The organism is Myxococcus sp. CA039A (genome assembly GCF_013336645.1).
Taxonomy (GTDB): domain Bacteria; phylum Myxococcota; class Myxococcia; order Myxococcales; family Myxococcaceae; genus Myxococcus; species Myxococcus llanfairpwllgwyngyllgogerychwyrndrobwllllantysiliogogogochensis.
In genome coordinates this window covers 1-16,668 of the sequence record NZ_JABUMQ010000260.1, presented here as the reverse complement: position 1 = coordinate 16,668, position 16,668 = coordinate 1, and the positions used below count along the sequence as shown (strand labels likewise).

Here is a 16,668-nt window from a genome sequence, read left to right as displayed (position 1 = left end):
GGCGAGGGGTGGGCAGCTCGCTCCAGATGGCCCGAGGGCGCAGCTTCACTCCAGCGGAGGCCCTGCCTCGCGGGGCGTGCTCCCGAGGCGGCTCCTGGACGATGCTGCCCGCACGGCTGCGCCCCGCGAGCAGCCCCTCCGCACCCAGCCACTCGTAGGCGACGCTCACCGTGTTGCGCGACACGCCCAGCCGCCGGGCCAGCTCGCGCGTGGGCGGTACCCGCTCTCCGCCGCGCAGGCGACCGTCGAGAATCTGCGCTCGCAGGCCCCGGTAGATCTGCCCCGCCAGGTCCCTGCGGTCCTTGAGGTCGACGTGAAGGTCCATGCCAGGGACCTCCATAGATTGGCCCAATGAGATTCGTCAAACCTGGACCTGTCGGCGGGCCATGGAGGGGGCACCCTGTCGGCACTTCTCAACCGAACACTGGAGCCCCCATGAGCCCCGCTGCCCAGTCCCTCACGTCACACCCCGTCGACCCCGCGCGCATGCCCTGGATTCCCATGGGCCCGCCCGGCCTCTCCTTCAAGCCGCTGCGCTTCTTCCGGGATGGCTCGGGCTGGATGTACATCTTCCGGCTGGAGCCCGGCACCCTGATTCCCCGCCACCGACACACGGGCGAGGTGCATGCCGTCAACCTCTCCGGGACGCGCAAGCTGCTCGACACCGGCGACGTGGTGGGACCCGGTGGCTACGTCTACGAGCCGGCGGGCAACACCGACAGCTGGATGGCCATCGGTGACGAGCCGGTCGTCATCCTCATCACCGTGCGCGGCGCCATCGAGTACCTGGACGCCGAGGGCCGGGTCACCAAGAGCGTCGGCTCCGCCGAGCGGCTGGCGACCTACCGGCGCTGGTGCGAGGCGAACGGCGCGGAGTTCCTGGCCACCCTCGAGTGAGGACCTCAGTGGTGGAGCTGCGCCTCCACCGTGTCCAGCACCTCGCCGCCCTCGCCGGTGAAGACGAGCTTGGTCATCGCCAGGGCGAAGCCCGCCACCTGCTTCGCGGTGACCCGGGGCGGCATGGAGAGCGCGTGCGGGTCCGTGACGACGTCGACGAGGGCGGGCCCCGGGTGTGCGAGGGCTCGCTCGAAGGCGCCGCGCACATCCCCGGGGGCCTCCACGCGCTGCCCCATGACGCCCACGGCCTCCGCCAGCTTCGCGAAGTTTGGATTCACCAGGTCCGTCTCCGTGTCCGGGTAGCCCGACACCTGCATCTCCAGCTTCACCATGCCGAGCGAGCTGTTGTTGAAGATGACGACCTTCACGGGCAGGTCGTACTGCGCCAGCGTGAGGAAGTCGCCCATCAGCATGGCGAAGCCGCCGTCCCCGGACATGGAGATGACCTGCCGGTCCGGGTACAGCAGTTGCGCGCCAATGGCCTGAGGCAGCGCGTTGGCCATGGAGCCGTGCGTGAAGGAGCCGATGATGCGCCGCTCGGCGGTGGCGCGCAGGTAGCGGGCGGACCACACGTTGCACATGCCCGTGTCCACGGTGAAGACGGCGTTGTCGGCCGCCACCTCGTCGAGCAGGGCTGCCACGTACTCCGGATGCAGGGGGCGGTGCGAGCCGACGTTGCGCACGTGGGTGTCCAGCTTGCGCCGCGCCTTGGCCAGCTCCTCCAGTGCATCCTCCAGATGGCGCCGGTCTTCCTTCTGCTCCAGCCGGGGAAGGAGGGCGCGCAAGGTCTCCCGGATGTCGCCGCAGACGCCCAGGTCCAGGCGCGAGCGGCGGCCCAGGTGCTCTGGCCGCACGTCCACCTGGGCGATGTGGGGCTTCACGGGCATGAACGCGTCGTAGGGGAAGTCGGTGCCCAGCAGCAGGAGGACATCACACGCGTGCATGGCTTCGTACGCCGCGCCGTAGCCCAGCAGGCCCGTCATGCCCACGTCGTAGGGGTTGTCGTAGGCCACCCACTCCTTGCCGCGGTACGCGTGGCCCACGGGAGACTGGAGCGCCTTGGCCAGCGCGAGCACCTCCGCGTGGGCGCCCTTGCAGCCGCTGCCGCAGAACACCGTCACCCGTGAGGCGGAGTTGAGCAGCGCGGCCAGCCGGTCCAACTCCGCGTCGGCCGGGCGGACCACGGGGAGCGCGGTGGAGAAGCTGGAGGGGACGTCCTCGGCCGCATCGAGCGCGGCGATGTCTCCGGGAAGCACCACGGCGGATACGCCGCCTTTCGCCAGCGCCGTCCGCGCGGCGAGCCGGAACAGGCGCGGGGCCTGCTTGGGGTTGGACACCATCTCGCAGAAGTGGCTGCACTCGCGGAAGAGCAGCTCCGGGTGCGTCTCCTGGAAGTACGAGGTGCCAATCTGCTCGCTGGGGATGTGAGAGACGAGCGCGAGCACCGGGGCGTAGCTGCGATGGGCGTCATAGAGCCCGTTGATGAGGTGCAGGTGGCCCGGTCCGCAGCTCCCCGCGCACACCGCGAGCTTGCCGCTGAGCTGGGCCTCGGCGGAGGCGGCGAAGGCGCCGGCCTCTTCGTGCCGGACGTGGACCCACCGCAGCTTCCCCTGGCTGCGGCGCACGGCGTCGGTGATGGGATTGAGGCTGTCGCCGACGACGCCGTAGATGCGCTCGGCACCCGCGTCGATGAGCGTCTGGACGAGCGCATCCGCCACACTGGAGTGACTCATGCGAGTGAAGCTGGGGGGCGCCCGGCTTCCGGGCAACCCGAGTCAGCAGGGGAGCAGGCACTCCGCTGGCCGCCCTGGACGCGGGAGGGCATCCCGCGTCAGGCGGCGCGATTACTTCTTCGGCGCTTCCACGCCGTTGGCGGTCCAGACGTAGTGCTGCTGCCAGTTACCACCGATGCCCACCCCCTCACCCCGGTCGTGATTGGGGACGAGGTACTCCGGCAGGCCCGCCTTCTGGAAGCTGTCCGGCACGCGGGTGCCCGACTGGAAGTGGGCCTTGTTCGACACCGTGTACTCCAGGTTCGGCTTGCCCGTCTTCTCGTCGATGCCGGTGCACTTCACCTGCGTGTGGTACGAGCCCATGAACCACTCCAGCGACGTATAGGCCCCCTGCTTGTCGTCCTTCGCGGACGCGCTGCCTTCCTCGGCCGTCCCTGGGCCCGTGAACTTGTAGAGCCCCGCGTTGTAGTCCGGGTGGTTCACGTCGTTCGGCGAGAACGTGTCGCCCACTTTCGGGTTCGGGAACTTCTCGAAGAACGCGTCCGTCACGGCCTGCTGGTGCGGGCGGCCGGCGAGGTCCTCCGTGTACGCGTTGTCGCGCACGGTGACGACGTCGACGCCGCCCTCCTTGGTCCAGGTGCCCAGGTCCTTGGGCTTCTCCTCCAGCAGCCACGTGCTCCACAGGCCCGGCCAGTCCGCCTTGAGCTCCTGGCCCGTCACGGGGTCCTTGGTCCGGTTGATGCCGTTGAGGTCCACGTCCGCCAGCTTCTGGAGCTTGTCCGTCACGCCGGAGTCCTTGCCCAGCACCACCTCGGAGCCCTTGGCGAGCACGTCCATGCCCTTCTCGGTGCCACTCAGCAGCAGGTCCGTCGCGCCGCTCGGCAGCAGCTTGTCCGCGCCTTGGTAGGCCACCCGCAGGCCCGTCTGGAGCGCGTCGCGCGCCAGGTCCTTCGGGTCCGGGAGCACCTGCTTCAGCTTGTCCGTCACCGGATTGTGCTTCACCACCTCGAACACGTCCTTCGAGGTGTCGACGACCGTGTTCTTCGCGTCCTTCGCCTTGTCGACGACCGCGTCCTTCACGTCCTTCGCCTTGTCGACGACCGCGTCCTTCGCGTTCTTGGCGGTGTTGGTGACCGCGCTCTTCACATCGCGGAAGCTCGGGACTTTAAAATTCATGACAGGCCTCTGGGGGGTGTGGGGGCCAGCAGCAAATGACCTACAAAAGAGTTATCGGTCCCTCACTTCCACGGTTTCTTGGGGGCTGAGATATTCCTGACTCACCCTCGGTGCGGGATAGAACGGCCAGCCCCTGACGGGGTGCGTCAGCGACAAAGGTCGGTTCGAGGGGCTGGGCGTACGTGAGCCTCCAGCGTGGAGCGGGGCGGCACACTGGGGGACTCACGGGACGGGACGACGGACCTGGACGATGCTCCAGCTCACTCGTAACAGCTGCTGGCGACTTCCCGCAGCTCGACGATGCCCCACTCACTGGCGGGACACGCGTGGGCATATTCCAGGGCCTCCTCGCGCGTCTTGCAGTTGAGGAGGAAGAAGCCGCCGATGATTTCCTTCGACTCGGTGAACGGGCCGTCGCTCACCGTGCGCTTGCCTCCGTAGTTCTCGATGCGCACCGCGTGGTCATCGGACTTGAGCGCCTCGCCCGTCACGAGCACGCCATTGGTCCGGAGCTTCTCCTGGAAGGCCATCATCCGAGCGTAGGCGGCCTGGCCTTCATCGAGTGGCCGAGCCTGGCGCTTCCCCGGGGCCTCCATCATCAGCAGCATGAAAGACATCGCGCTCCCTCCTTTTGAGAGCCGCGACTCTACGCCAGCCCCGTGACACGTCGTCGAGCCACCGAAGGTGCGTTGCTCGCTCTCCATCGCTTGCCCGCCAGTCGCACGGTGCGTTTTTCATTCGAGCGGACCGGGCCCATTTCCCCTGTCCGGTATCCGACGGGAGTGGACCGCCGCCGCACCATGGGTGAGAGAAGACCGCGCGCCACTCTGGGTGTGCCTCGGTGGTTGACCCCGCGAGTCGGAGAGGGGAGCGTGCAGTGCGATGAGTGCCGGCCCCGACCTGTTCTCTGCTTCCGTTGATGTGAATCGCTTCGCTCCCCTCGCGGAGCGGATGCGTCCACGCACGCCCGATGAATTCATCGGACAGTCCCATCTGCTTGGCCCGGGAGGTCCGCTGCGCCGGTTGATGGAGCGCAAGCAGATTGTCTCCTCGCTGTTCTGGGGCCCGCCTGGCGTGGGCAAGACGACGCTGGCGCGCATGCTGGCCTCCAGCGTCGACGCGGAGCTGGTCATCCTGTCGGCCGTGTCGGACGGCATTCCCCGCATCCGCGAAGTCGTCGCGGAGGCGGAGCGCGCGCGCAACCAGTACTCGCGCCGGACGGTGCTCTTCGTGGACGAAATCCACCGCTGGGCGAAGAACGTCCAGGAGCAGGCGCTGCCGCACGTGGAGAGCGGCCTGCTCGTCCTGCTGGGCGCGACGACGGAGAACGTCAGCTTCGAGGTGCGACCCGCGCTCGTCAGCCGGTGCCGCGTATTCCAACTCCAGGACCTCACGCTCGCGGACATCCAGGGCGCGCTCCAGCGAGCACTCACCGACGAGAAGCGCGGGCTGGGCAAGCGCAGGCTGACCGTGGGCGAAGACGCGCTCGCGCTGCTGGCGAGGGGCGGGGCAGGGGACGTGCGCAAGGCGCTGGGCGCGCTGGAGATGGCCGCGGGGCTGACGGCGGACGGTGGCGAAATCAACGTGGACACGGCGCGCGAGGCCGTGGGCACGGGGCTCGCGCGGCACGACAAGGATGGAGACCAGCACTACGACCTGCTGAGCGCGCTCCAGAAGTCCTGCCGGGGTTCCAACGCGCAGGGCGCCATCTTCTGGGCCGCGAAGCTGCTGCAGACGGGAGACGTGGTGTCGCTGTGGCGCAGGCTCAAGGTCATCGCCGTGGAGGACGTGGGCATGGCGATGCCGGAGGCCATCACCATCGTCCGCGCGTGCGAGGAGAGCTTCCACTCCACGGGCATGCCGGAGGGTCGGCTGTTCGTCGCGCATGCCGTCGTCACGCTGGCCACGGCGCGCAAGAGCAACCGCGCCTATGCGGCGATGAACGCCGCGCTCGCCGCGCTGGAGGAGCACCCCAACGCGGCGCCACCGCTGCCGCTGCGCAACGCGCCCACGGACTTGATGAAGGAGCTGGGGCACGGCAAGGGCTACACCCCGCCCTGGGACTTCAAGGACCACTACGCCCCGGGGCAGACCTACCTGCCCCCGCCGCTGGAGCGCTCCGTCTTCTACCGCCCGAGCAAGGAAGGCTATGAGGCGGAGATCCACGAGCGCATGAGTCACTGGTGGCGCGAGGACAAGGCCAGCCGGGGCGAGTAGGGCCCTGCTACTCCTTCCTGTCGCGCGCGGCTTGAAATAGCACCGCGCGCAGAAAGGATGGATGGTGCCTGGCCGTGTCGAGGCGTCCGATGAGTTGGACGAGTCTCAGGCGGACCCACTTGTCCTGAAGGGGAGTGCTTCGCAGCAGGGAGACGAGTCGCGCGAGGACCACACCCCATTCGGAATGGAGACCACGTCGTACGCTGCGTCGGGACCGGCTGCGTGGTTGCAGAAGTCAACGAAAAGCTAGCCCGTGTGGGCGCCCCTCGCAACCCACGGCACACTGTGGCCGTTGGACACCTGTCGGCCTTGAGAGGCTTTCGCGCTCGGGCGCGGGCCGTCCTTGCATCGGCGGACGAGGGTGCTCTATTCCGCCGCGTGACAGTTCCAGAGAATCATCGTGCCATCGAAGCGGTCTGGAGGATTGAGTCCGCTCGGCTCATCGCCGGCCTGACGCGCATGGTGCGCGACGTCGGGCTCGCCGAGGAGCTCGCCCAGGACGCGCTGGTCGCCGCGCTGGAGCGCTGGCCCACGGCGGGCATCCCGGACAACCCGGGTGCGTGGTTGATGGCCACCGCCAAGCGACGCGCCATCGACGAGCTTCGTCGGGGCAAGCGCCTGGAGCGCAAGCACGAGGAGCTGGGCCACGAGTTGGAGTCGGACCAGGCGCACGGCGCTCCGGACCTGGACGCGGCGCTCGACAACGACGTGGGCGACGACCTCTTGCGCCTCATGTTCATCGCCTGCCATCCCATCCTCTCGACGGAGGCGCGCGTCGCGCTCACCTTGAGGCTGCTCGGAGGCCTGACGACGGAGGAAATCGCGCGCGCCTTCCTGGTGCCGTCCCCCACCGTCGCCCAGCGCATCGTCCGGGCCAAGCGCACGCTCTCCGAGGAGAAGGTGCCCTTCGAACTGCCCCGGGGCGAGGAGCTCGCGGTCCGCCTGTCGTCGGTGCTGGAGGTCATCTACCTCGTCTTCAACGAGGGGTATTCAGCGACGGGGGGAGACGACTGGATGCGGCCGGAGCTGTGCGCGGACGCGCTGCGGCTGGGACGCATCCTCGCGGAGCTGGCGCCCCAGGAGCCGGAGGTCCACGGCCTGGTCGCGCTGATGGAAATCCAGGCGTCGCGCTCGCGGGCCCGCGTGGGGCCCAACGGTCAACCCGTGCTGCTGCTCGAGCAGAACCGCGCGCAGTGGGACCAGCTCCTCATCCGCCGTGGGCTCGCGGCGCTGGAGCGCGCGGAGAAGCTGGGCGGGGCGCAGGGGCCGTATGCGCTGCAGGCCGCGCTCGCCGCCTGTCATGCCCGGGCGCGGCAACCGGAAGACACGGACTGGGCGCGCATCGCCTCGCTGTACGCGGTGCTGGTGCGGCTCACGCCTTCGCCCGTCATCGAGCTGAACCGCGCCGTCGCGCTGTCGATGGCGTACGGCCCCGCCGCCGGGTTGGCCGTCGTCGACACGCTGACCGCGGAGCCTTCGCTCGCCAGCTACCACCTGCTGCCCAGCGTGCGCGGAGACCTGCTGCGGAAGCTGGGCCGCTTCGACGAGGCGCGCAAGGAGTTCGAGCGCGCCGCCTCGCTCACTCGCAACGCGCGCGAACAGACGCTGCTCCTCGACCGCGCCGCGGCCTGCGCTCGCAAGGAGGCATAGTCGCGCCAGGCTCACTCGCACCTGCGTGACGCGCGACCACCGCCTGAGGCTCGAAGTGGCGGGACGCGAGCACGTGCTCCGCGCGCGGGTGACTCAAGGGGCGCCGTCGGCGGCACACGTACTCTCGTGGAAATCTTTCACGGCCCCTGGAGCCGAAGCGTTGACGGGCATGCTCAAGCCCTCGCTTCGTCCCTCGCCAGGCGTGGGTGAGGGTCCGCCGGGGGTTGTCGCCGTGGGAGTTGGACTACCCTGCGCGCATGTGCCGGAACATCAAGCCCCTGTTCAACTTCTCGCCTCCCGCCACGGATGACGACATTCGCGCGGCGGCCCTGCAGTTCGTCCGGAAGATCGCCGGGACTCGCAAGCCGTCGAAGCAGAACGCGGATGCGTTCGAGGTCGCCGTCGAGGAAATCTTCCGAAGCTCGAAGCTGATGCTGGAGGGGTTGGTGGCGACGACGCCCCCGAGAGACCGGGTGCGGTTCGAGGCCCTGAAGAAGCTTCGCTACAAGAAGGCCGACGCCGCCGGCTGAGTCCCGCCCGCGAGTCCTGGCCGCTGACCGACTGTTCCCACGCAGTGCACACGGCGCATGGGGCCGAGGCCGGCCCTTGCGCTCGGAGGTCGTCCGATGATGCGGTCCTCGTGGTGGTCTGTCGTTGCTGTCGCCTCGCTGCTCGCAGTGGGCTGTGGAAGTGAGAGTCCGGAGACCTCGCTGGGAGAGGGGCCCGCGAATACCGCCACCGGGGCGCTCGCATGCAGCACGCGCATCACCTACGGAGACCGCTGGATTCATCCCTCGGGCCACCCCGGGAATGAAGACGTCGCGGCGGACCTGGTGACGTGGGATGGCGTCTGCGTCAACGAGGGCACCAACTCCTACGCCGTGCTCTCCAACGGCTGGAAGCCGTACTTCACGGGCAACAACGCTTGTGTGCTCGCGCTCGACACCACCTGTCCTGGCGCGGGCGCTTGTGCCACGCGAGTGACCTATGGCGCCGCGTGGATGCACCCGGCGAATCACCCCGCGCAATACGACGACGTAGGCGGGCGCGTGTTCTGGGACAGGGCCTGTGTGAATGCGGCCCCCAACTCCTACGCCGTGCTGTCGAACGGCTGGGGGCCCTACTTCAGCGGAGCGAATGCCTGCGGCATGTCCATGCGCTACACGGGCTGCGGCGGCCTGTACCAGAACCCCGTCGTCGCCTCGGACTGCGCGGACCCGGGCGTCATCCACGACGGCACTCGCTACGTGGCCGCGTGCACCTCGGGGGGCGCCGCGAGCGCCTTCCCGCTGCGTGTCTCCACGGACCTGGTGACGTGGACGGGCGCGGGCTCCATCTTCCCCGCCGGGAGTCGGCCGTCGTGGGCGACCGGTGACTTCTGGGCGCCGGAAATCCACCGGGTGGGCGGACGCTTCATCGCGTACTTCACCGCGCGGCAATCGGACGGAAAGCTGTCCATTGGCGCGGCCACGTCCACCAGCGCCACCGGGCCGTTCACGGACCTGGGCCGGCCCCTCATCCACGACGCGGGCATGGGGATGATTGACGCGACGTTCTTCACGGACACCGCCGGGACGGGGTACCTCGTGTGGAAGGCGGATGGGAACGCGGTGGGCCAGCCGACGCCCCTCTACGGCCAGGCGCTCTCCGCGGACGGACTGTCGCTCGTGGGAACCCGGCGCACGCTCATGACCAACAACCTCGCCTGGGAAGGCGGCGTGGTGGAGGCGCCCTGGGTCGTCGCGCGCGGCGGCTACTACTATCTCTTTTACAGTGGTAACGCGTACTACAACAGCACCTATGCCGTGGGAGTCGCCCGGGCCACCAGTCCGTTGGGGCCGTACACCAAGGCGGGCGCGCCCATCCTCACGACGGGAGGCGGCTGGGTGGGGCCGGGCCACAACTCCGTGGTGAACGGACCGGGCGGCGACACGTACATGGTCTACCACGCGTGGAACAGCGCTCACACCGCGCGGGTCATGCTCGTGGACGCCATCACCTGGCCCAACGGCTGGCCCGCGGTGCCGGAGGCGCCCTCGGTGGGCTCGCGTCCCCGGCCGTAGCAGCGGATCGACTGGGGGCACGGCGCACCGTGCCCCCTTCCGGCGTCAGGACATTCCGGCGGAGGTGTTGAGCGAGGCCTCGGGGGCCTCGACCTTCTGGGGCCCCAGGGCGGAGCGCTGCAGCCAGCCCGCGAGCCCGAGCAGCACGAGTCCGGATGTCCGCAGCGTGCGCAGCAGCTCCGCGCCATGCGCCGCGTCGCCGGGGAGCAGCGGGGCCAGCCACACGCGCGCGTCGTACAGCAGCCACGTGGCGCCGGACAGGCCCATGGCCCACCACACCCAGGCGAGCCGTCCACCGCGCAGCATGTACGCGACGCTCAGGATGGGGGCGACCAGGAAGATGGTCGTCATGTCCGCCAGCGTCGACGCCAGGCTGATGACCGCCGAGGGCGCGGAGTTGACGCCGGAGGAGAGGTTGCGCACCTCCGTGACGAGCGAGGGGATGCCCACCGCCAGCGCGGCGATGGCCGTCACCGCCCACAGCGCCTTCGTGCGAGGGCTGGACGGAGGCTGGAGGCCCGACTGCCGGTAGGTCATCGCCAGGAGGACCAGCGCGTAGGTGGTGGCGATGTTGGCCAACACCACGGCGACCATGCGGTAGGGCAGCAGCGGCGAGGCCGTGAAGGCGACGTCCGGCACCGTGTGCAGCCAGTAGCTGCGCAGCGCCGCGCTGACCAGGGACAGGGCTGCCCCCGCCGTGAGTCCGCCCCACACCTTGCGCAGGTAGTCCCCGGAGACGAACGCGCTCGCCGCGGCGAACGTGCCGGCGACGGCGAGCAGTCCGCTCACCCAGCCCGCGACGTCATGCACCAACGCCAGCCGCTCGGGCGCCGCCGTCGCGACGGCGAAGAGGTGGGCGAACTGGAGCACCACCACGGCGCCGAACCACGGCGCGACGGAGGCGGAGCGACTGGAAGCGGAAGCGGGGCTCATCGCGCCTTCTCCAGCGAGGTGGCGATTTCCGCGAGGATGACCTTGGCGTGCAGCGCGCCAATGAAGGTGTTGAGCATCGGCTTGAGGCCTTCGAGCAGTTGCGGGAGTTCCTGGAGCGTGACCTGCTCCGGCGGGCGCTTCAGCGCGCGCAACGCCGCCGTGTGGATGGCCATCTTGGCGGTGAAGCCTCCGAGCAGGGGTTCGAGGTGACGCACGAGAATGTCGTGCCAGCCAGCGGGGGCGGTCTGGGAGGACGAGGTGATAATCGCGAACGCTCCTGGTGAGGACTTCCAGGGTAGAGCGAATCCCGAAGACATACGAGCGGCCCGTCCGCGCCTCCCGTCGATTGAGTCCAGCTGCACCTGGATTACAGGGAGAGCCCGTCTTGAGAGCGACAACAGGTGTAGCGGGTGAGGACCGCGCGTGCTGAGCCCGGCCGCCGGATGCACGAGCAGGCATCCGGCGGTGGATGTGGGAGGGTTCAGGCCTTGATGTATCGCTCGAAGACGAAGCCGAAGTCCTTCACCCAGTATTTCTGCTGCGCGCCGGCGAGCCAGGCGAAGGCGGCCTGGTTGAGCTCCTTGAAGGACTCGACGATGGGCGTGGCGCCCGCCTGGCCGCGGCCGAGCGTGGTGGAGGCGACCTCCAGGCTCGTCTTCGCGTGGCTCAAGGAGACTTCGTTCTCGTGCATCAGCTCTGAGATGCGGAACAGGGCCTTGTAGAGGTCCTTCACCTGCTCCAGATGCTTCTTGTGCACGTCGATGGAGAAGTCGCGCGCGCCCAGGCGGAACTTGATTTCGACGTCCATGTCGATGTTGCCCGCCGTCTCGAGCATGACGTGGGAGACGGGGTTGGCGCTGTACGTGTAGCGGCGCAGCATGCGCTTCTTGCTCGCGGCGCTGGTGCCGTCGAGGTGGACGAGCGCCTTGTTGGTGAAACAGTACTCGTCGGACTTGGACTTGATGAGGAAGAAGATCTTCTCCTGGTCCTCGTGCATCACATAGTCGTCGGAGTCCACCTTGTCGTAGTCCGCCGAGGTGATGACGGAGCCGATGTCACTGAGGCCGAGCGCGTCTGCGGCGAGCTTCCCGAACATGTCAAATCTCCCTGTGTGTCAGCTGTATCGAGGTGGAACCGCGTGGGCCGTGTCGAGCCCCGCGCGAGCATAGGAGACGACCCCGTCACAGGTCGAAGCGAATGCCCTGCGCCAGGGGCAGCGCGTCGGAGTAGTTCAGCGTGTTGGTCTGCCGCCGCATGTACGCCTTCCACGCGTCGGAGCCGGACTCGCGGCCTCCGCCGGTGTCCTTTTCGCCTCCGAAGGCGCCGCCAATCTCCGCGCCGGAGGTGCCGATGTTGACGTTGGCGATGCCGCAGTCGGAGCCGGCGGCGGACAGGAACTTCTCCGCGCTCTGGAAGTCGCGGGTGAACACGGACGACGAGAGGCCCTGGGGCACGCCGTTCTGGAAGGTGATGGCCTCGTCCAGCGTCCGGAACGGCATGACGTAGAGGATGGGCGCGAAGGTCTCCGCCTGGACCCACGCATCCGTGGGCTTCACGCCGGTGATGAGCGTGGGCTGCACGAAGTGGCCGTCGCGCTCCAGCGCCTTGCCCCCGCTGACGATGCGGGCCCCGGCCGCGCGGGCCTGGGCGACGGTGGCCTCGAAGCGTTGCACGGCGGCCCGGTCGATGAGGGGACCCATCAGCGTGCCCGGCTCCAGCGGGTCGCCGATGCGCTTCTCCACCTGGGCGTAGGCGGCGGCGAGTCGGCCCACCACGTCGTCGAGGATGGACTCGTGGACGAAGAGCCTCCGGGTGGTGGTGCAGCGCTGGCCCGCGGTGCCCACCGCGCCGAAGACGATGGCGGGAATCGCCAGCTTCAGGTCCGCGGTGGCGTCCACGATGATGGCGTTGTTGCCGCCCAGCTCCAGCAGGCTCCGCCCCAGTCGTTGCGCCACGCGCACGCCCACCTGCCGCCCGACGGCGGACGAGCCGGTGAAGCTCACCAGCGCCACGCGCGGGTCCTCCACCAGTCGCTCGGCGCGCTCGGTGCCCGAGGCGTTGAGCAGGAAGAAGACCTCCGGGAAGCCGCCGGCCTTCAGCGCGGCGTTGCAGATGCGCGTCGCCGCGATGGCCGTCAGTGGCGTCTTGGGCGAGGGCTTCCAGATGGACACGTCGCCGCACACGGCGGCGATGAACGCGTTCCAGGCCCAGACGGCCACGGGGAAGTTGAAGGCGCTGATGATGCCGACCAGGCCCAGGGGATGCCATTGCTCATACATCCGATGGCCCGGGCGCTCGGAGTGCATCGTCAGGCCATAGAGCATGCGCGACTGGCCCACCGCGAAGTCGGCGATGTCGATCATCTCCTGCACCTCGCCGTCGCCCTCGGCCTTCACCTTGCCCATCTCCAGCGCGACGAGCGAGCCGAGCGCGTCCTTGTTCCGGCGCAGGGCCTCGCCACACAGCCGGATGGCCTCACCCCGACGGGGAGCGGGCAGCGCGCGCCACGCCACGAAGGCCTGGGCGGCGGCGTGCATCAGCTTCTCGTGGTCCTCCGCGCTCGCGGACGACACGGTCGCCAGGCGCTGGCCATTGGAGGGATTGAAGACCTCCAGGGCCGGCTCGGAGGAGGAGCCGGTCCACTCGCCGTGACCGAGATAGCTGCCAGGGTTGTGCTCGGTCAGGCCGAGCGCGTCGAGGATGGGGTGGAGCATGGGCGTCTTCCTACAACGTCGGTGGCTTCCTGGCGACCGGCGGCGGAGGCGCGCGGCCCGGCTGCGTGAGGACCCAGTCGACGAAGGTCCGCGCCGCGGCCCGGAGCCGGCGGTGGGAGGGATACACCACGAAGTAGGAGTAGCGCGTGGGCAGCGAGGGACCGGGCAGTCGGACGAGGCTTCCGTTGGAGAGAAAGGGCTCGGAGACCTTGTCCCGCGCGAGCGCCGCGCCCAGCCCCCGCGCGGCGGCGAGCAGCGCGTTGGTGGTGTCGCTGAACGAGTAACGGACGTCGATGCGCGCGCCGTGCACCTCGGCGGCGCGGAACCAGTCCTGCCAGGACTGCCGCGCGTGGTCCCCGACGAGCGGCAGCTTCTGGATGTCCGCCGGGGCCGACACGTGCTCGACGCCGGGCAGGTCCGGGGAGGCCACCGGGAACATGGCGTCTGGCATCAGGTGGTGGGCGGTCATCCCCGGCCAATGGCCCAGGCCATAGCGGATGCCCAGGTCGGGGCCTCCCTCGTCGAAGCTCGTCAGCGCCATCTCCGTGTCGATGCGCACCCGCACGTGCGGGTGGGCCGAGGTGAAGTCCGGCAGGCGCGGCAGCAGCCAGGTGTGGGAGAGCGAGAGCATGGTGGTGATGCGCACGCGGTGGCGCTCTTCCCGGGTGTCGCCCAGGTCTCGCATCACGTCGTCGATGTCCGCCAGCGCGCTCTGCGCGGCGTCGGAGAGCTGACGTCCCTCTATCGTCAAGGACACGCCGCGCGCATGCCGCTGGAAGAGGGTGACGCCGAGCAGTCCCTCCAGCTTGCGCACATGGTGGCTGACCGCGCTGGCCGTCAGATGGAGCTCCTCCGCCGCATGGGCGAAGTTCTGGTGGCGCGCGGCCGCCTCGAAGGCCGCCAGGGCCGGCAGCCAGGCCGTGGGAAGGGGCATGCGAGCCTCAAATCACACTTGTGGCTGCCCTCAAAACCATGAGGTTGCAGGCAGAGGGGAGCGGGCGCAGAAAGAGGGTGACCGGAGCCAGATTCGCGCCTCGCCATCACCCTCCTATGGAACGCCCCATGAATTCTTCCACGCTTGCCCGTCCCGCCGTTCCCTCCCTGTCCGGTGCCTGGCTCACCCCGTTGGAGCTGGGGTTGCTGGGGGCCATCTGGGGCTCCTCCTTCATGTTCATGCGCATCGCCGCGCCGGACTTCGGGGCGCTTCCGCTCGTCTCGGTGCGACTGGTGCTGGGGTCGCTGGTGCTGATGCCGTTCCTCGTGCGCCACCGAGCGGTCTTCACCCGCTCGCACTGGCCGAAGCTGGCGCTGGTGGGCGCGCTCAACGCGGCGGTGCCCTTCGCGCTCTTCGCCTGGGCCGCCCAGCGCGCGCCGGCGGGCATCAGCGCCATCGCCAACAGCATGACGGTGCTCTTCACGGCGCTGGTGGCCTTCCTCTTCTACGGAGAGCGCATCGGCGGGCGGCGGGCGGTGGCGCTCGTCATGGGCTTCACCGGCGTGGTGGTGCTGGCCAGCGGGAAGATCGCCGGAGCCAGCCCGGGCCTCGCGGTGGCGGCGGGCGTGTCCGCGGCCTTCCTGTACGGCGTCGCGGCGAACCTGGTGCGCCGTCACCTCACGGGCCTGCCGGCGGGCGCTGTCGCGGCGGCCACACTGGGCTTCGCGGCGCTCCTGACGTTGCCTTTCGCGGTGGCCTCCTGGCCCACCCAGCCCATCCGGGGAGTGTCCTGGCTGTCGGCGGTCACGCTCGGCGTGCTCTGCACGGGGATGGGTTATGCGCTGTACTACCGCCTCATCCAGCGCGTCGGCGCGCCCCGCGCCGTCACCGTCACGTACCTGCTGCCGCTGTTCGGCGTGGCCTGGGCGTGGCTGCTGCTGGACGAGCCGGTGACGCTCACCATGGTCGCCGCGGGCGCGCTCATCCTGGGCAGCGTCGCACTGAGCCAGCGACAGTCTTCCTGAGGGAAGCCCGCCGCCGGCCCGGCTGGCAGTGGCTCAAGGACAGCCGGAGCTGACCTGGAGCGAGTCATAGGCCATCCACCCGTTGCGCTTGGTCCCGGTGGTGGCCGCGATGACATAGCCATACAGGAACTTCATCTCCCCGGACTGCTGGCGATAGCGGCCGGCGCTGTCCTGGACCCAGAGGGGGATGTCGATGGAGGGAATGCCAGACTCCGTGGGCACGTCCAGGCGCTGGAACTTCGTGCCCGCGGGGAAGTGGTCCACGGCCGGCCCGCCCAGCGCCATGCCCGGGACGTTGAAGATGAGGTTGACCGAGCGCAGCCCGTTGGCGCGAACCAGCGGCAGGTAGTCTCCGGCGCGCTCGTGCGTCGCCTCGCTGTCGTAGACGACCTTCTTGAGCTCCAGCACCGGGTCATGCGAGTTGCGCACGGCGTAGCAGCCCAGCTTGTTCAGCCCCGCGCCGAGCGCCGAGACATGGCCGACCTTCTGCTCGAAGGACGTGCGCCCCAGGATGCTGGAGATGGGCAGCCACCCGGCGCTGGAGTTGGACGTGGAGACCGCGAACGCATACAGCTCTCCCGCGAACGTGCGCGTCTGCCCATAATTGAAGGCGGCGCTGGTGCGCGTGTTCGTCCCCACCACGGTGCCGTTGCCGTCCCGGATGGGGACCCCCGTCGAAAGCCCCCAGTTGTCGTCCGCCGGGTCATTGGTGGGGACGCGGTTGCCACCGTTCACCTGCAGCTTGCAGTTGTAGGGGCTCACCAGGCAGTAGTCGCCGTTCACCCCGGCGAAGGCCGCCTGCTCCCGCGTCGACAGGTCTCCCTCCGCCTCGACGCCCTCCGCGGGGGAGGCGCCTCCGCAGGCGGTGGTCGTCCACAGGAGGAAGGTCAGACTCGTCAAAAGCAGTTTTCGCATATTTACATGAACTAGTTGAAATACCTTGTTGTCGTCAATGCGCGCTTCGTCGAGCACAGGCAGTGCGTGTGGCGGCGCGGAGAAGTCAGACAGTGGACAGGCCCCGAGGTGTTTCGACGGCCCGGGACTCGACACGGCTCGTTGTGAGGGATTGCGGCGAGAGCGCCGTGCGGCGGCCTGTCATTGGCCCGGCGTTGGCGACTCCCACGGAGTCCACCTGGGGTCTGGGGCTTGGGGGTAGTCTGCGCGGCGCGATGGCCCGCCCCACTGACGTCTCCGTTCCTCCGCGCCGCTTCCATGACGAGCCGCTCGTCCTCATCCTCCGCCACCTGAAGTCGACGCTCGATGGAGCAGGCGCGGTGCGCATCGAGGTGCCGGACCCGGACCTGGGCCGGGGCTGCTATCCGGGAG

Annotated in this window: 16 protein-coding genes; 6 read left to right on the top strand and 10 right to left on the bottom strand. The window is 69.2% G+C overall.

From position 1 onward, the window contains the following. Window positions 1–325: GntR family transcriptional regulator (locus HR086_RS33805; RefSeq protein WP_174467700.1), on the bottom strand; the 325-nt coding region annotated here is incomplete at its 3' end. 110 nt (window positions 326–435) lie between these two features. Between HR086_RS33805 and HR086_RS33800 the strand changes: the two genes are divergently transcribed. Then, window positions 436–897, top strand: coding sequence for a 2,4'-dihydroxyacetophenone dioxygenase family protein (locus HR086_RS33800; protein WP_174467699.1), 462 nt, complete (start codon window positions 436–438; stop codon window positions 895–897). 5 nt (window positions 898–902) lie between these two features. Here HR086_RS33800 and HR086_RS33795 read toward each other — a convergent pair whose 3' ends face one another. The 3 genes from HR086_RS33795 to HR086_RS33785 all read right to left on the bottom strand — a co-directional run bounded on the left by HR086_RS33795 (window position 903) and on the right by HR086_RS33785 (window position 4,423). After that, the gene (locus HR086_RS33795) at window positions 903–2,630 is read right to left on the bottom strand and encodes a pyruvate dehydrogenase (protein ID WP_174467698.1); all 1,728 of its coding nucleotides are present in this window, start codon (window positions 2,628–2,630) and stop codon (window positions 903–905) included. A 111-nt stretch (window positions 2,631–2,741) separates the two neighbouring features. Beyond that, entirely contained in the window at window positions 2,742–3,806 is a 1,065-nt protein-coding gene (locus tag HR086_RS33790; RefSeq protein WP_174467697.1) for a hypothetical protein, read from the bottom strand. 260 nt (window positions 3,807–4,066) lie between these two features. Next, window positions 4,067–4,423 (bottom strand): YciI family protein, encoded by a 357-nt coding sequence (locus HR086_RS33785; RefSeq protein WP_174459256.1) that lies wholly within the window; start codon window positions 4,421–4,423, stop codon window positions 4,067–4,069. 265 nt (window positions 4,424–4,688) lie between these two features. On the opposite strand from HR086_RS33785, the gene HR086_RS33780 reads away from it, so the two are divergent. The 4 genes from HR086_RS33780 (at window position 4,689) to HR086_RS33765 (ending at window position 9,736) form a co-directional block, all read left to right on the top strand. Then, window positions 4,689–6,023, top strand: a complete 1,335-nt coding sequence (locus tag HR086_RS33780; RefSeq protein WP_174463281.1) for a replication-associated recombination protein A — start codon at window positions 4,689–4,691, stop codon at window positions 6,021–6,023. 378 nt (window positions 6,024–6,401) lie between these two features. Continuing rightward, entirely contained in the window at window positions 6,402–7,673 is a 1,272-nt protein-coding gene (locus HR086_RS33775; protein WP_174459255.1) for an RNA polymerase sigma factor, read from the top strand. Between the two features lie 257 nt (window positions 7,674–7,930). Then, window positions 7,931–8,203 carry a DUF2277 domain-containing protein gene (locus HR086_RS33770; RefSeq protein ID WP_174467696.1) on the top strand — a complete coding sequence of 91 codons (273 nt, stop codon included), beginning with the start codon at window positions 7,931–7,933 and terminating at the stop codon, window positions 8,201–8,203. 99 nt (window positions 8,204–8,302) lie between these two features. Beyond that, window positions 8,303–9,736 carry a glycoside hydrolase family 43 protein gene (locus HR086_RS33765; RefSeq protein WP_174467701.1) on the top strand — a complete coding sequence of 478 codons (1,434 nt, stop codon included), beginning with the start codon at window positions 8,303–8,305 and terminating at the stop codon, window positions 9,734–9,736. A gap of 45 nt (window positions 9,737–9,781) precedes the next feature. Here HR086_RS33765 and HR086_RS33760 read toward each other — a convergent pair whose 3' ends face one another. The 5 genes from HR086_RS33760 to HR086_RS33740 form a co-directional block, all read right to left on the bottom strand. After that, complete coding sequence (locus tag HR086_RS33760) at window positions 9,782–10,669, bottom strand: hypothetical protein (protein ID WP_174467695.1); 888 nt, start codon at window positions 10,667–10,669, stop codon at window positions 9,782–9,784. Further along, window positions 10,666–10,884 carry a hypothetical protein gene (locus HR086_RS33755; protein ID WP_141644684.1) on the bottom strand — a complete coding sequence of 73 codons (219 nt, stop codon included), beginning with the start codon at window positions 10,882–10,884 and terminating at the stop codon, window positions 10,666–10,668. Before HR086_RS33755 ends, HR086_RS33760 begins: the two co-directional genes overlap by 4 nt. A 266-nt stretch (window positions 10,885–11,150) precedes the next feature. After that, window positions 11,151–11,765 carry a PH domain-containing protein gene (locus HR086_RS33750; RefSeq protein WP_141644685.1) on the bottom strand — a complete coding sequence of 205 codons (615 nt, stop codon included), beginning with the start codon at window positions 11,763–11,765 and terminating at the stop codon, window positions 11,151–11,153. Window positions 11,766–11,850: 85 nt separating this feature from the next. Continuing rightward, a complete protein-coding gene (locus tag HR086_RS33745; RefSeq protein ID WP_174467694.1) occupies window positions 11,851–13,383 on the bottom strand; it encodes an aldehyde dehydrogenase family protein in 1,533 nt (510 codons plus the stop codon). Window positions 13,384–13,393: 10 nt separating this feature from the next. Continuing rightward, a complete protein-coding gene (locus HR086_RS33740) occupies window positions 13,394–14,317 on the bottom strand; it encodes a LysR substrate-binding domain-containing protein (protein WP_174467693.1) in 924 nt (307 codons plus the stop codon). A gap of 128 nt (window positions 14,318–14,445) precedes the next feature. Here HR086_RS33740 and HR086_RS33735 point away from each other — a divergent pair, with 128 nt between their 5' ends. Next, window positions 14,446–15,342 carry a DMT family transporter gene (locus tag HR086_RS33735; RefSeq protein WP_174467692.1) on the top strand — a complete coding sequence of 299 codons (897 nt, stop codon included), beginning with the start codon at window positions 14,446–14,448 and terminating at the stop codon, window positions 15,340–15,342. Between the two features lie 33 nt (window positions 15,343–15,375). Here the strand turns inward: HR086_RS33735 and HR086_RS33730 are convergent, their stop codons facing one another. Continuing rightward, on the bottom strand, window positions 15,376–16,257 hold the full coding sequence (locus HR086_RS33730; RefSeq protein WP_174467691.1) for a hypothetical protein: 882 nt from the start codon (window positions 16,255–16,257) through the stop codon (window positions 15,376–15,378). Window positions 16,258–16,668: the final 411 nt, after the last annotated feature.